The 13,697-nt window shown below is 60.2% G+C and carries 11 protein-coding genes, 1 tRNA gene and 1 pseudogene; 5 read left to right on the top strand and 8 right to left on the bottom strand.

All coding sequences use genetic code 11. The features are described from left to right. Positions 1 to 269 precede the first annotated feature (269 nt). The 5 genes from NL154_RS08380 to NL154_RS08400 all read left to right on the top strand — a co-directional run bounded on the left by NL154_RS08380 (position 270) and on the right by NL154_RS08400 (position 4,486). Positions 270 to 1,364 carry a DUF2157 domain-containing protein gene (locus NL154_RS08380; protein WP_221146544.1) on the top strand — a complete coding sequence of 365 codons (1,095 nt, stop codon included), beginning with the start codon at positions 270 to 272 and terminating at the stop codon, positions 1,362 to 1,364. After that, positions 1,361 to 1,951, top strand: coding sequence for a GDYXXLXY domain-containing protein (locus tag NL154_RS08385; RefSeq protein ID WP_210628114.1), 591 nt, complete (start codon positions 1,361 to 1,363; stop codon positions 1,949 to 1,951). Before NL154_RS08380 ends, NL154_RS08385 begins: the two co-directional genes overlap by 4 nt. 153 nt (positions 1,952 to 2,104) lie before the next feature. After that, a tRNA-Leu gene (locus tag NL154_RS08390) sits at positions 2,105 to 2,189 on the top strand. A gap of 182 nt (positions 2,190 to 2,371) precedes the next feature. After that, the gene (gene tig / locus NL154_RS08395; protein WP_221146545.1) at positions 2,372 to 3,856 is read left to right on the top strand and encodes a trigger factor; all 1,485 of its coding nucleotides are present in this window, start codon (positions 2,372 to 2,374) and stop codon (positions 3,854 to 3,856) included. A gap of 207 nt (positions 3,857 to 4,063) precedes the next feature. Beyond that, positions 4,064 to 4,486 carry a nuclear transport factor 2 family protein gene (locus tag NL154_RS08400; RefSeq protein ID WP_210628112.1) on the top strand — a complete coding sequence of 141 codons (423 nt, stop codon included), beginning with the start codon at positions 4,064 to 4,066 and terminating at the stop codon, positions 4,484 to 4,486. A 129-nt stretch (positions 4,487 to 4,615) separates the two neighbouring features. Here NL154_RS08400 and NL154_RS08405 read toward each other — a convergent pair whose 3' ends face one another. The 8 genes and pseudogenes from NL154_RS08405 to map all read right to left on the bottom strand — a co-directional run bounded on the left by NL154_RS08405 (position 4,616) and on the right by map (position 13,596). Continuing rightward, entirely contained in the window at positions 4,616 to 6,385 is a 1,770-nt protein-coding gene (locus NL154_RS08405) for a B12-binding domain-containing radical SAM protein (protein WP_210628111.1), read from the bottom strand. 158 nt (positions 6,386 to 6,543) lie between these two features. Beyond that, positions 6,544 to 7,347: an endonuclease/exonuclease/phosphatase family protein gene (locus tag NL154_RS08410; RefSeq protein ID WP_430961661.1), complete on the bottom strand. Its 804-nt coding sequence runs from the start codon at positions 7,345 to 7,347 to the stop codon at positions 6,544 to 6,546. A 47-nt stretch (positions 7,348 to 7,394) separates the two neighbouring features. Next, positions 7,395 to 8,801 (bottom strand): Si-specific NAD(P)(+) transhydrogenase, encoded by a 1,407-nt coding sequence (gene sthA, locus NL154_RS08415; protein WP_434733887.1) that lies wholly within the window; start codon positions 8,799 to 8,801, stop codon positions 7,395 to 7,397. Positions 8,802 to 8,918: 117 nt separating this feature from the next. Beyond that, positions 8,919 to 9,050: pseudogene (locus tag NL154_RS08420) on the bottom strand (JAB domain-containing protein); the annotation flags it as partial. 4 nt (positions 9,051 to 9,054) lie between these two features. Beyond that, positions 9,055 to 10,242, bottom strand: coding sequence for an alpha-hydroxy acid oxidase (locus tag NL154_RS08425; RefSeq protein ID WP_434733888.1), 1,188 nt, complete (start codon positions 10,240 to 10,242; stop codon positions 9,055 to 9,057). Positions 10,243 to 10,501: 259 nt separating this feature from the next. Then, entirely contained in the window at positions 10,502 to 11,863 is a 1,362-nt protein-coding gene (locus tag NL154_RS08430) for a prenyltransferase (protein WP_210628107.1), read from the bottom strand. A gap of 64 nt (positions 11,864 to 11,927) precedes the next feature. Next, positions 11,928 to 12,752 carry a RadC family protein gene (radC, locus tag NL154_RS08435; protein WP_210628106.1) on the bottom strand — a complete coding sequence of 275 codons (825 nt, stop codon included), beginning with the start codon at positions 12,750 to 12,752 and terminating at the stop codon, positions 11,928 to 11,930. Positions 12,753 to 12,759: 7 nt separating this feature from the next. Continuing rightward, a complete protein-coding gene (gene map, locus NL154_RS08440; RefSeq protein WP_210628105.1) occupies positions 12,760 to 13,596 on the bottom strand; it encodes a type I methionyl aminopeptidase in 837 nt (278 codons plus the stop codon). Positions 13,597 to 13,697: the final 101 nt, after the last annotated feature.

Genomic DNA, 13,697 nt, shown 5'->3' on the forward strand with positions numbered 1-13,697 from the left:
CCGTGCTTGGTTGAATCGACAAATAGTATGACTAATTGATATTTTGCAGTGCAATAAATACATGAGGGGTATGCGAAAACCGCATACCTTTCCTTCATGCACTCATATTAGCAGTTCCGACGTTACCGGCCGGTTAATATCTGACCCAAATTAGACCAGTGAGGAATTTGCATGTTTGTCGCCGGGCGGGCGTTTGCGAAGCCGCCCGCTGCGGCTATAACGATGGAAGCCGTAGCGCCGGCGTGCGTCACGGAAATGAGGGATGAGGCATGTATCGCGGCAGATTGGAGCGGGATCTCTCGCTCTGGGTGGGCAAGGGTCTGATTGGAGAGGAAGCGGCGGCCAAGCTTCTCGCCGAATATGACAGCCGCCCGGCAAGCTTTAGCCTAGGCCGGGTGTTGATGGCGCTGGCGGCGGTGTTGCTTGCCGCCGCCGTCCTGCTGGTCGTCGCGTCCAACTGGGAGGCCATTCCGCGGCTCGTCCGCGTCGGCGCCATTCTCGCCCTGATTTGGGCTGTGCACATTGCAGCCGCCTCCATGTTTGCCCGGGGTGCGACAGCAGCAGCAAGCGGGCTGCTGGTCATCGGCGCGATGAGCTTCGGTGGCGCGATTTCGCTGGTCGGGCAGATGTATCATCTCTCCGGCGACGAGCAGACGGTGATGTATCTCTGGTTCGCGATTGCGACGATCTCGGCGATCCTGTTCCGTTCGGGCGCGGTCGTCGTCGTCGCAGGCTTTCTCTCCTGGGCGTCCTTTGCCGTCTATCTCGAGAGCAACGACACGCATTGGATCGGATTTGATCCCTGGATGGCGCCGGTCATGGCGGTGATCACAGTCGCTCTGGTGCGTTACACCGGTGCCGAGCGCGCCCGTCATCTCGCTTATCTGCTGCTGATCGGCTGGCTCGCCTGGCTCTACGCTCTTTATGAGGAGATTGCGGTGGCGCTCGCCTTCGCGATCGGCGGAATGGCGGTGTTCGCGCTGACGGCGTTGCCGCACCCCCGCATCGCTTCGCTCGTCAGGAGTGCCGGCGCAGCGCCGGCCTTCTACAGCTTTCTCGTCGCCGTAGTCGGCTTGCTGCTGCTGCATATCGAGATTGAACAAGGCTGGCGGCTGGTGGTGCTCGGGGTGGCGACGCTCGCTGCCGCCGTGCTGGCTATTGCCCTGCACGGCAGGGATAATGGCGCGGTGCGTTATCTCGCCTACACGACCTTTGCCGCGGAGATGCTCTATCTCGCCTCCGTTACCGTCGGCTCGATCCTCGGCACGTCGAGCCTCTTCCTGTTCTCCGGTCTCGTAGTGGCGCTCGTCGCCTGGATCGTCATCCGTCTCGAACGGCGCTTTTCGCGGGAGGCGCGCGCATGAGCTCGTTGATGGCTAGGCTGCAGTCCGGCAAAGGATATCTTATTTCGGCGATCATCGTCGCCGGCTTGCAGACTTTAATCCTCGGCACGATCATTCAGAGCCGTGCGTCGATCCTCAGCAGCGGCGCTGAGGTCCTGCTGAAGACCGCCCCGGTCGATCCTCGCGATTTCCTGCGCGGTGATTATGTCGTCTTGAATTACGACATTTCCACCGTGCCGGTACAGACGATCTCCGGTGGCGTTCCCGCAGAACCCGGCGAACGCACGCTGTGGGTCCGGTTGAGGAAGCAGGCGGACGGTTTCTGGACGGTGAGCGAATCGTCTTTCCAGGCGCTGCCGCCGCAGCCGGAGACGGTGATCCTGCGCAGCAAGCCTTTCTACAGCGGCGGGCTGGCCGCGGGCGACAGCATGCGGGTCGAATACGGCATTGAGCGCTATTATGTTCCGGAAGGTCAGGGCAAACCGATCGAGGAGGCCCGCAACGATGGCAACGTCGCCATAGCGGTGAGGGTCTCGCCGGATGGAAGCGCGCAGATTCGCAGCCTGATCGTCGACGGCAAGGCGGTTTACGACGAACCGCTTTTCTGATCTCCGGCGCCTTCGGGGCAGCCCGGTTTTCGGGCCTTGAACAGCCCGTCATTGGACGTTCATTTTTCCTTTGCCTCGACCAAATCGGGTGATATAGAGACGCCGCGCTCCGGAAGGCCTCATGCGCAGGCATAGGCATGCGGTTCTGTGAACGCGGGTATGGTGAAATTGGTAGACACGCCAGATTTAGGTTCTGGTGCCGCAAGGCGTGGGAGTTCAAGTCTCTCTACCCGCACCAGGCTGTTTGCAGGGGGAGACTAAGAAGTTAGTTATCCCCGATACCCGGAAGCGAGTGCCGTTCCCCCTTGGGTGGAATGATGCAGGAATTGGGAAAAGCCACGCGCGGCACGCTGCCGGCGTCGTGCTCATAGAAACGAACGGCGTCTGGGCACGGCCGCCACGACATGAAGGTAGGAAGACATGCAGGTTATCGAAACGCTCGCTGAAGGGCTGAAGCGCGAAATCAAGGTCGTTATCCCGGCCAAGGACATGGAAGACAAGATGAATGAGCGTCTTGCCGACGTAAAGGACAAGGTCCGCATCAACGGCTTCCGTCCGGGCAAGGTTCCCGCTGCTCACCTGAAGAAGGTTTACGGCAAGTCGATCATGGCCGACCTCGTCAACGAGATCGTCCGCGAACAGCCGGCCGCCATTCTGTCCAGCCGCGGCGAAAAGTCGGCCACCCAGCCGGAAATCGCCATGACTGAGGACAAGGACGAGGCCGACAAAATCCTTTCCGCCCAGCAGGATTTCGAATTCACGCTCTCCTATGAAGTGCTGCCGCCTATCGAGCTGAAGTCCGTCAAGGGCATCAAGGTTACGCGCGAAGTCATCGACATCTCGGATGAGGAAGTCAACGAACAGGTTCTGAAGGTCGCCGAAAGCGCCCGTTCCTACGAGAGCAAGACCGGCAAGGCTGCCAACGGCGACCGCATCACCATGGATTATGTCGGCAAGGTCGACGGTGAGGCCTTCGAAGGCGGCACCGATCAGGGCGCCGAACTGGTGATCGGCTCCGGCCGCTTCATCCCGGGCTTCGAAGACCAGCTCGTCGGCGTCAAGGCTGGCGAAGACAAGACCATCACCGTGACCTTCCCGGCCGACTATCCGGCCAAGAACCTTGCCGGCAAGGAAGCGACCTTCGACATCACGGTCAAGGACGTCGCAGCCCCCGGCGCCGTCGAAATCAACGACGAACTCGCCTCCAAGCTCGGCATCGAATCCGCCGATCGCCTGAAGGAAATCGTCCGTGGCCAGATCGAATCGCAGTACGGCTCGCTGACCCGCCAGAAGCTGAAGCGTCAGATCCTCGACCAGCTCGACGAGATGTACAAGTTCGAGACCCCGGCTTCGCTCGTCGATGCCGAGTACAACGGCATCTGGAGCCAGGTGAACAACGATCTCGCTCAGTCAGGCAAGACCTTCGAGGACGAAGACACGACCGAAGAGAAGGCGCGTGAGGAATACAAGACGCTCGCCGAGCGTCGCGTCCGCCTCGGCCTCGTTCTCTCCGAAATCGGCGAAAAGGCCGGCGTCGAAGTCACCGAAGACGAGATGCAGCGCGCGATCTACGATCAGCTGCGCCAGTATCCCGGCCAGGAAAAGCAGATCCTCGAATTCTTCCGCAGCCAGCCGGGTGCCGCCGCTTCGATCCGCGCGCCGATCTTCGAAGAGAAGGTCATCGATCACCTGCTGACCGAAATCGACGTCACCGACAAGAAGGTGACGAAGGAAGAACTGCTCGCCGAGGAGGAAGGCGAGACGAAGGCCGAGACCAAGAAGGCCGCGCCGAAGAAGAAGGCTGCCGCCAAGGCCGAAGCTGCCGACGGCGGTGAAGGCGAAGAAGCCGCACCGAAGAAGAAGGCTGCACCGAAGAAGAAGGCGGCTGACGAAAGCGCCGAATAATCGCTTTTCAGTTCTGAAACTTGTGAAGGCCCCGCTGTCGTGCGGGGCTTTTTCTTTTCGGGTCATCCGGACGGGGTACTCGACGCCCTCTCCGTCCTGGTGTTATCTTCGCTGGCAACAACAAATAGTTGAGCAAACTGCAAGCATGTCGCCCGGGATGACGACATGCATAAAAAACAAGAGCGTTGGGTAATGGAGGACCTGAAAATGACCGCAAAGAATGACATGAAGACGCTGGTAGAGGAAATCTATTCTGTGCGTGGTCGTGGCGACATCGAGGGTACGCTTGCGCTGTTCGGCGAGGGTTGTACCTTTCGCATGGTCGGCAATGCACGGCTGGCGCCTTTGACGACCGAATCGAGCGGGCATGACTTTCGCCAAACGATAACGCAGCTTATCGCGGCATGGGATCTATCCAAGGTCAGGACGACCGGCATCTATGTGGATGAGGATGAGCAGATGGTCTTTGCCCATCGTGAAGGCGAGGTCAGACACATCCCATCGGGCGTAACCTTCTCTACGGAATTCGTCGACAAGATCCATTTCCAGGATGGCAAACCGGTCAAGATCGTCGAATTCGTCGACACGCTACAAGTGGCCGAGACGAGCCGGATGATCCAAATCGCATAGAGCGTGGCGCGTCTCTGGAAGATCGCGACGCGCTTAGCCGAATCAAAGTCGGAGGCTCCAAGCTTCGCCTTGATGTCGCCTGTGCTCTCCGGCCGGCGGGGAGTCGGCCGCTATTGCAAGAATTTCCGCTTAATGCCCCGTCAGTTGCGCGACTTTCCTGACATGGCTGACGGCTGCGGCGCCGCCGGCGGTCTGGGTGAAGAGGTGGAGCGTTTCTTCTTCGTCGTCGGCGACGGGCGTCAGAGCCTGATCCATATAGGTCTTCGACTTGGCATCCCGTGAAATCAGGAAGGCCGAAATCGTCAGTCCGATAATCGTGCCCGCGAGCGAGGCATGTTTGCGGACGGTGTCCCAGGCAAAACGGGGCCAGAAGACCAGCGGATGTTCGCGCGGCAGTTCCGGGCGCCGCTCCGACGGCGTCTTCAAGCGCAAGAGGCCGCTCTGCAACGGATGCACGTTTTCCAGCGGCACCGTGGTTGCGAAGGAGACGAGTACCTTGACGAGCCTTGCGAGCGGAACCCCGGTCGCCACGGCGCGGCGCAGCAGCGTCTTCATGTGATCAGGTGAATAATAGAGCGACCAGGCCTCATGGTAGATCTCTTCCCATTCCTGCTTGCTCATCTTGGGATGGGCGGTGCAGACATGCTCGACATCGTAGATATTGAGGTCGCCATTCATTTCCACGCCCTTCTTCCAGAGAACCTGATGGTCCTCGGAGCCGGGCAGCGGCGTCAGGATGAAGAATTCGATGACGTCGAGCGGCAGCTCTTCCTGGATGATGGCGATGTCACGGCGGATCGAGTCCGGCGTGTCGGCGGGGAAGCCCAGGATGTAGCCGGCAAGCGTCATGATGCCCTGTGCTTTCCAGGCGAGCAGCATCTTGCGGTACTCGGTGATCTTGTTCTGGTTCTTCTTGGCGGCCGTCAGATTATCCGGATTGACGTTTTCGAGGCCGATGAAGACACGGGTGACGCCGGCGCGCTTGGATTTCTCGATGAAATTGGGGATCTTATGGCAGAGCGTATCCACCTGGATCATCAGGCCGAGCGGAATGCCGTCCCGCTCCTTGAGTTCGATCAGCCGGTCGAAAATCGCCTCCCAATCCCTGTTGCGGGCGAAATTGTCGTCGGTGATGAAGAACTTGTGAATGCCCTGCGCCCAGTTCATCCGCACCAGCTTCTCGACATCGTCGGCCGAGCGGAAACGCGATTTTCGCCCCTGCACGTTGATGATGGTGCAGAAGGAGCACTGGTAGGGACAGCCGCGTCCGGCATCGAAGCTGGTGCTGAGGCCGAGCGTGCGCTGGATATTGTCCTTCGGCAGGAAAGGAACGGGGGTGCCGCCGATGCCGGGAAGGTCGTTCATGAAATTATAAAGCGGCTTCAGCTCGCCGGCGGCAGCATCGCGCAGCACCATGTCCAGCCGCCCCTCGGCCTCGCCGGCGAACATCGAGATGCCCATATCGCGGCAGGCATCGAGCCCGACCGCTTTGCCGTCGAGCATCGACAGGCAACCGGACACATGGAAGCCGCCCATCGAGACCGGCAGGCCGGCATTGCGGAAGGGGCGGGCGATGTCGAGTGCGCGCGGATATTGGTTGGACTGGACGCCGACCAGCGCGACCATGCCGAAATTGCCGTGGCGCCTGAACTGGGCGAGCAGCCCGGGAAAATCGATCCGCGTATTGGTTTCATCGATTACGGTAATGTCGATCGCGGTATCGGGTCCGAGCACCTTGCGCTCGGCGCATTCGGCGGCGATGCCGTAGAGGGCCGCAAGCGAATTGGACGGGATCATCGCCCGCCACCAGCGGATGACGTAGCCATCGTCGTCATAATGCGACGGCTTAATCAGGATCAGCTGAAAACGTCGGCGCGCGGCTTCCGGGACATGGGACAAGAGTATCTATCTTTCTTAGAAGCTTTTGCCAGGAGACAAAATGGCATTGAAGGCAAATATCAGGCACGGCGTAAGGATACGAACCATCGGGCTTCAAACTCGGCCATACAAATCAGCACCGGCGCGATACTCCACGCGGGTTCTCAACCATCAATATACTACATGATGTCAAGCAGCAATGCGCGGTGGTCGGATACCTCCGGCGCCTCGACCACCTCGAATTTGGCGATATTCACCCCCGGTGTCACAAGCATGTAGTCGGCATATCGACCCTCTTTGAGATAGTAGGAGGTTCGCGTGTCTACAAGGCCGTTTCCGGTGACGAGATCGGAAAGCCCAAGTCCGGCGAGAATCGCAAAGGTTGTGCTGTCAGGCAAAACGTTAAAGTCGCCGCAGACGACGAGCCCCTCGTCGCCGGGCCAGACGCGCTCGATGAGCCGGACCAGCGCTGTAGCCTGCTCCTGACGCGCGGCCGTATCGCCCTTGCCGGCGGGATCGCGCAGGCCGTGCATGTGGACGATGGTGACGGTCGAAGCGTGCTCGTGGCTGAACAGACGGATGCAATGGGCGTTGCGCGGTCTGGGATGTTCACCCCAGCCATCGGCGGAAAAACCGCCATGCACGAAGTCCAGCGCCTGGGCGATGACGGAATGTGATTTGCGGACGAAGGTCGCCAGCCCGAATTCAGCGACAATGACGGCGTCGCCGTCGAAGAGCTCGCCTCTCGATGTCGGGCAGAAGAAGCCGTCGTGGCCGGGCAGGGCGGCGCCGATCTCATCGAAGAGGTTGGCGCGCTGCGGCAGTTCCAACCCCGCATCCCGGTATATCGACCATCCGTGGTCGGCATTCGGCGTCCGCAGCACCTCCTGCAGGCACAGCACATCAGGGTTGGCATGCCTGATATAGGCGATCAGGGCCTCGTGCAGTCGGCCGCCCCATGCATTCAGCGAAATGATGCGCAAGCTCTCGGCTCCATCTTAGCTGGCGGAATCAGATGGTGGCGCCGCCTTCAGAGTTCCGACTTGATGTCGCCCATCCGGTTCCAGGCGTCGAGGCCGGCGATCTTGTAGGCTTCGGCGAGCGTCGGATAGTTGAAGGTGTTTTCGACGAAATATTCGACCGTGCCTTTCAGATTGAGCACCGCCTGGCCGATATGCACCAGCTCGGTGGCGCCTTCGCCGACGATATGCACGCCGAGCAGTCGGCGGGTCTTCAGCGAGAAGATCAGCTTCAGAAGCCCGGTATCGAGGCCCATGATGTGGCCGCGCGAGGTTTCGCGGAAGCGGGCAATGCCGCATTCATAGGCGATGCCGCGCTCCTTCATCTCCTCTTCGGTCAAACCGCAGGTCGAGATTTCCGGCACCGCATAGATGCCGTAGGGGAAATATTTCTGCGGCTCCTTGGCGACCGCGCCGATCGCCACGCGCGCGGCGATGCGGCCCTGTTCCATCGAGGTCGAGGCAAGGCTTGGAAAGCCGACCACGTCGCCGGCGGCATAGATGTTTGCAACCGATGTCTGGAAGGTCTCCGGATTGACCTTGAGACGGCCGCGGCTGTCGGCCTCCAGTCCAATGGCCGGAAGGTTCAGCGCGTCGGTGGCTCCCATACGTCCGGCGGCAAAGAGCACCATGTCGGTCACAAGATGGCGGCCGTTGTCGAGCGTCAGCTGGACCTTGCCGCTATCGAGCCGCTCGACCTTCTCGGCCTTCGTGCCGAGCAGCAGCTTCATATTGCGGTCGCGCAGCTGATAGGTGAAATCCTCGACGATTTCCTTATCGATAAAGTCGAGCATGGTCGACTTTGGATCGATCACGGTCACGGCAGTATCAAGCGCCGAGAAGATCGTCGCATATTCGATGCCGATAACGCCGGCGCCGATGACGACCATGGTGCGCGGCAATTCTTCGATATCAAGCAACTCGTCGCTGTCGAGCACGGTCTTGCCATCGAACGGCATATAGTCCGGCCGGAAAGGCTTCGTGCCCACGGCAAGCAGGATACTGGCGCCGCTGACCGTCAGCGCTTCGCCATCATCCTTGATGACCTGCAAGGTGGTGGAATCGATGAAACTCGCTTTGCCGCGCATGTGGTGGACACGGTTTCGGGCGAACTGATGCTCGAGCACCTCCACTTCATGGTTGAGCGTAATCAAGAGGCGACGACGCAGGTCTTCCGCACTGATCTCCTGCTTGACGCGGTAGGATCGCCCATAGAAGCCGCGCTCGCGCCAGCCGGAGAGATTAAGCGCGGTCTCGCGCAGCGTCTTCGAAGGGATGGTGCCGGTATGGACGGACACGCCGCCGACGCGCTTGCCCTGTTCGATGACAAGCACTTTCTTGCCGAGTTTCGCAGCCTGGATCGCGCCGCGGCGCCCTGCGGGACCGCTACCCACCACAACGAGATCGTACTGAAACATCCTCTAGCCTCGGATTGGAAATGGAATCATTTGCGACAAAAATGTCGCTCCTCTATCGGTAGCCGGTCAATGTTACAGATTGTTTTACGGCTGCCGATTCAGCCGGACCTGTGCTTTTCAGATCAGGTCCAGCCCTTTCAAGCTCACATGGCCGTCCTTGCCGATAATGATGTGGTCGTCGACAGTGATATCAAGTGCCTTCGCCGCGTCGGTGATCACCTTCGTCATATCGATGTCAGCGCGCGACGGTTGTTTATGCGCGAGTGATGTAATCCGTGGAAATATCGCTCACGCCACTGACCCCGAGCAACGCCATATTGCTATGCAGTTCCGTTTTCAGGATATCCGCCGCTCTGAGCATGCCCGGTAGCCCCGCGACGGCTGCAGCATAAAGGAACGGCCTGCCCACGAACACGAAACAGGCGCCAAGCGCGAGGGCCTTCATGATATCCGTTCCACGCCGGATGCCGCCGTCAATCATGACGGCAATGCTGTCTCCAACACGTGCCGCAATCTCCGGAAGGACCTGAAGGGGAGATGCGGTGCCGTCGAGCTGGCGGCCGCCATGATTGGAGACGATCACTCCATCCGCGCCGGTATCTGCGGCCCGTGCCGCGTCTTCAGGATGCATGATCCCCTTGACCACGAGTTTGCCGGCCCATCGCTTGCGTATCCGCTCCAGATGGCTCCAATTGAGATGGTCACGCTTGCCGAAATCGCGCGTGACGTTCGAGGAGATGATCGGCGCGCCTCTTGTGGCATAGGAATTCTCAAAATGCGGAATGCCGTGCCGGACAATCGTGCGCAGGAATGTACCGGCTGTCCAGCGTGGATGCGAGATGCCCTGCCATGCCAAGCGGAGCCCGGGACGCAAAGGCGTCGAAAACCCCGCCCTTACATTATTTTCGCGATTGGGCAGCGTGGCGGTATCCACGGTCAGCAGAAGGGTGGCGAGGCCGGCCGCGGCGACACGATCGATGAGAGCGTCGATGCGGTCGGGTTCGCCGGGGAGATAGGCCTGAAACCATGCTTGTGGCGAAACCGCCGCGATCTCTTCCAGGGGGATGAGTGACGAACCGCTTATAATCATCGGGATTCCCGATTGGTCCGCTCCTTGCGCGAGCACAATGTCCCCCCGGTAGGCCATCAGCGCGCTGATCCCCATCGGCGCAATGCCGAACGGTGCGGCATAGGTTTTGCCGAAGAGGCTCGTCTCAGTGCTGCGCCTCGAGACGTCCCGAAGTACACGAGGCCGAAAGGCATAGGCCTTGAAGGCCTCTGCGTTATGCCGCAGCGACGCGTTGGTCTCGGTCGCGCCGGCGATATAACCGAACAGAGGCTTAGGCAGATGCCGCCGTGCCCTCATTTCAAAGTCATCGAGGCAGAGCGCATCGCGGCAGAGCCGGGTCGATCGATCAGTGTTACCGCTGGAGATCGTCATGAAGCTTTATCTTCTTGGTATTTCGGGCGGGTATTGTTCAGCGAGTGGCGGCGCAGGATTGCATAGAATCCCGCGCCGGCGACCTCTGTCAACTGAAGCTTTCCGCAGTGTTCGCTTGCCTCGGATGCTTGCCTGCGACCTCCGGTCGAACGGCAGAATGAGCGTCGGCAGCTGCCGCCGGGAAGAACAGCAGAGCGCCGCTAATCGGACCGCCGGTCCAGCGCGCGCTCGGCCGCGACCTTTCCGTGCAGGAATGTCGCTAATTATCCGTCAATAGAGTAAACCGACGTCTGTCGCTCCGCTCGCGCGCCAACTGCCCCGCCGCTGCGCAGAGATCGGGCGCATAGAGCTGGCAAGTTTTTCGCTTTTCGATTCCCCTATCAATCAGATCCAGAAGTCGTGCAGGTGCGATGTCGGGCGGCGCGGCAATGCGACCGGTGACGACGTGTTTCTCCATTTTCTCATGATCGGCGTGATCGATGTCGGGGTTGCGCCAGCAATTTGCGCACATGATCCTAAAGTTTTCGGTGTGTGAATAGATAATGGCGTCCTCGTCCAATTCCCCGCTTAGATCGATCAGTTGCCCTGCTGTCTCTTGCGTGCCCGCGAAAGCAAAAAACTGGTAGTTCCGGCGCACAAGCGTTGCCAGATGCGGGAAGACCGGGACCTCTTGTTCACCGTAGGTATGATACGTAATCGGAGCGCCGTCCATGAGGACGACATCGCCATAGTCGACGCCGAGACTGCCGAACAGTACGCTGCGAATAATGCCATGACATGGACTTAAACGCTCGATCCATACGGTCTCCTCCTCCCCTGGATCATCCGAGTCCGCCGTCCGCTCAGCAAGAGGCCGCTGGGCAAGTCTCACCTTGCAGGCCGCATACCCGCCTTCCGGTAACCCGAACCGCCCAAGCTCGATCTTCTGACCCATCCGCTTCCACACGTCCAAAGCGGTCTCGGCGTCCCCTGCGCCCGTGGCGCAGATTCCAAGGTTCCACTCGGTGCTGTCGATAACCTCCCGCTGCAAGCTTGCAGCAGCCAGGCCCGCCGCTACGCCTTCTGCGAATCTGCCCCGCGTCTTGTAGAAAAGGCCCAAATTGTATTGATGCGCGCTGTTCCGTGGATCGATTTCCGTCAGTTTCCGGAGACTGTTCTCGGCGATTGCATCCATCTGGCGTGCCATCATTCGCGCCGACGTGGCGAGCCCGCGCAGTATCTGCTCCTGTTCAGGCCGCCCATCATGAAGCTTGGCTAAGCGGTCCAGCGTCGCGACCATCGACTGAAATATCGGGTGTTCCGGCGGTGGCGCGTTCAGATCATCGATGTCGCGGACGGATTCCAGGCATAGTCCGATCGCCGAAAGGAGATCGATATTGTCTTCGTGGGCATCTGCGATCTCGGAAAGAACGTCTGTTGCGTCTTCTCTTGCGAGGCTTTGTTGGTCAACTATCCATAACAATGCCATCGCGGCCTCAGTCTGGCGACGCTGGGCTTTTCGAAATGGTTGGATCTTCTGCCATGCCGCCGACGTGCGGCCCGCCTGTCCTTCTGCGACGACGTCACGCGCTATCGCGTCGATCTCATCGGAAGTGAGAACAGCATTGGGACCATTCGACATGTCGTCTCCGTGGAGGGCTTCGGGGCGGACGATAGTTATGTAGTCGCGTCTCAGCGTAGGGGGATTACATCAACTTCAGCCCCTTCAGGCTGACATGGCCGTCCTTGCCGATGATGATGTGGTCGTGGACGGCGATATCGAGCGCCTTGGCCGCCTCGACGATCACCTTCGTCATGTCGATGTCGGCGCGCGAGGGTGTCGGATCGCCGGAGGGATGATTGTGGACGAGGATGATCGCCGTTGCCGACAGTTCGAGCGCGCGTTTGACCACCTCGCGGGGATAGACCGGCGTATGGTCGACCGTGCCGCGGCCCTGCACCTCGTCGGCGATCAGCACGTTGCGCTTGTCGAGGAACAGGATGCGGAATTGTTCTCGTGTCTCGTGCGCCATGGCGGCGTGGCAATACTGGATGACCGAGGTCCAGGAGGAGAGAACCTGCTTGCTTCTGATCTCGCTCTTCAGGGTCCGGTGAGTGACGGTGGCGATCAGTTTCAAATCGAGGGCGACATTCTCGCCGACGCCCTTCACCTCCGTCAGGAGACCAGCCGGCGCGCCAAAGACGCCGGAAAGCGAGCCGAATCGTTCGATGAGCGCCTTGGCGATCGGCTTGGTGTCACGTCGCGGGATCAGCCGAAAAAGCAGGAGTTCGAGGATTTCGTAATCGGCGAGCGCCGTATCGCCCAGCTCCCGGAAGCGGTCACGCAGCCGCTCGCGATGGCCGTGATAATGTTCCGGCCCGGAAAGCGAGGCGGGTAGGGAGGTCAGTGCGTTCGGCGCGGCTGGTTTTTGCGGCCGGCCGCCGAAGAACGAGCGTTCGTCGGCAACAGGCTCTTCAGTCTCGAAAGGCAGCGTGTCGTCGGAAGATGTCGCAACAGGCCGCTTCGCCATCAGATCGTCACCTGGCAAGCGGCGGCAATCCGGGCCGGTCGAGGCCACCCGGTGACAGCGTGAAGATTTCGCAGCCCTCGGCGGTGACGCCGACCGTGTGTTCATACTGGGCTGAAAGCGAACGGTCGCGGGTCACGGCCGTCCAGCCGTCGGCGAGCACCTTTACATGCGGCCGGCCGAGATTGATCATCGGCTCGATGGTGAAGATCATGCCTTCGCGCAGCTCCGGCCCTTCATTGGCGCGGCCATAATGCAGGATGTTCGGCGAATCGTGGAACAGCCGGCCGACGCCGTGGCCGCAGAAATCGCGCACCACCGAACAGCGCTCGGCTTCCGCATAGGTCTGGATCGCCTCGCCGATCGCGCCGGTGCGGGCGCCTGGCCTGACGGCTGATATGCCGCGCATCAGGGATTCATAGGTGACTTCCAGCAACCGTTCGGCGGCGCGCTTGATCGTGCCGACCGGATACATGCGGCTCGAATCGCCATGCCAGCCGTCGAGCACGAAGGTAACGTCGATATTGACGATGTCGCCCTCGCGCAGCGGCTTGTCGTTCGGAATGCCGTGGCAGACGACGTGATTGATCGAGGTGCAGGTGGATTTGGTGTAGCCGCGATAATTCAGCGTCGCCGGATACGCGCCGTGATCCATGCCGAAATCGAATACGAATCGGTCGATCTCGTCGGTGAGCAGGCCGGGCCTGACGATATCGGCGAGTGCATCGAGGCAGCGCGCGGTCAGCTGGCACGCCTTGCGCATGCCTTCGAACGCCTGCGCATCGTAAAGCCGGATGGCGCCCGTATTCTTCGGCGGCGCGGAGGAGGCTTCGATATAATTCACCATTGCAGGGCCTTAGCGGGGATTGTTAGATTTGTTCATAATGCAGCTATGCCGGGTTCGTCCATCGCGATCAACCGTCGGGACGAGATTTCTGAAGGGTTTCG

This window comes from Rhizobium sp. YTUHZ044, from assembly GCF_051123975.1.
In the GTDB taxonomy this organism is placed as follows: domain Bacteria; phylum Pseudomonadota; class Alphaproteobacteria; order Rhizobiales; family Rhizobiaceae; genus Rhizobium.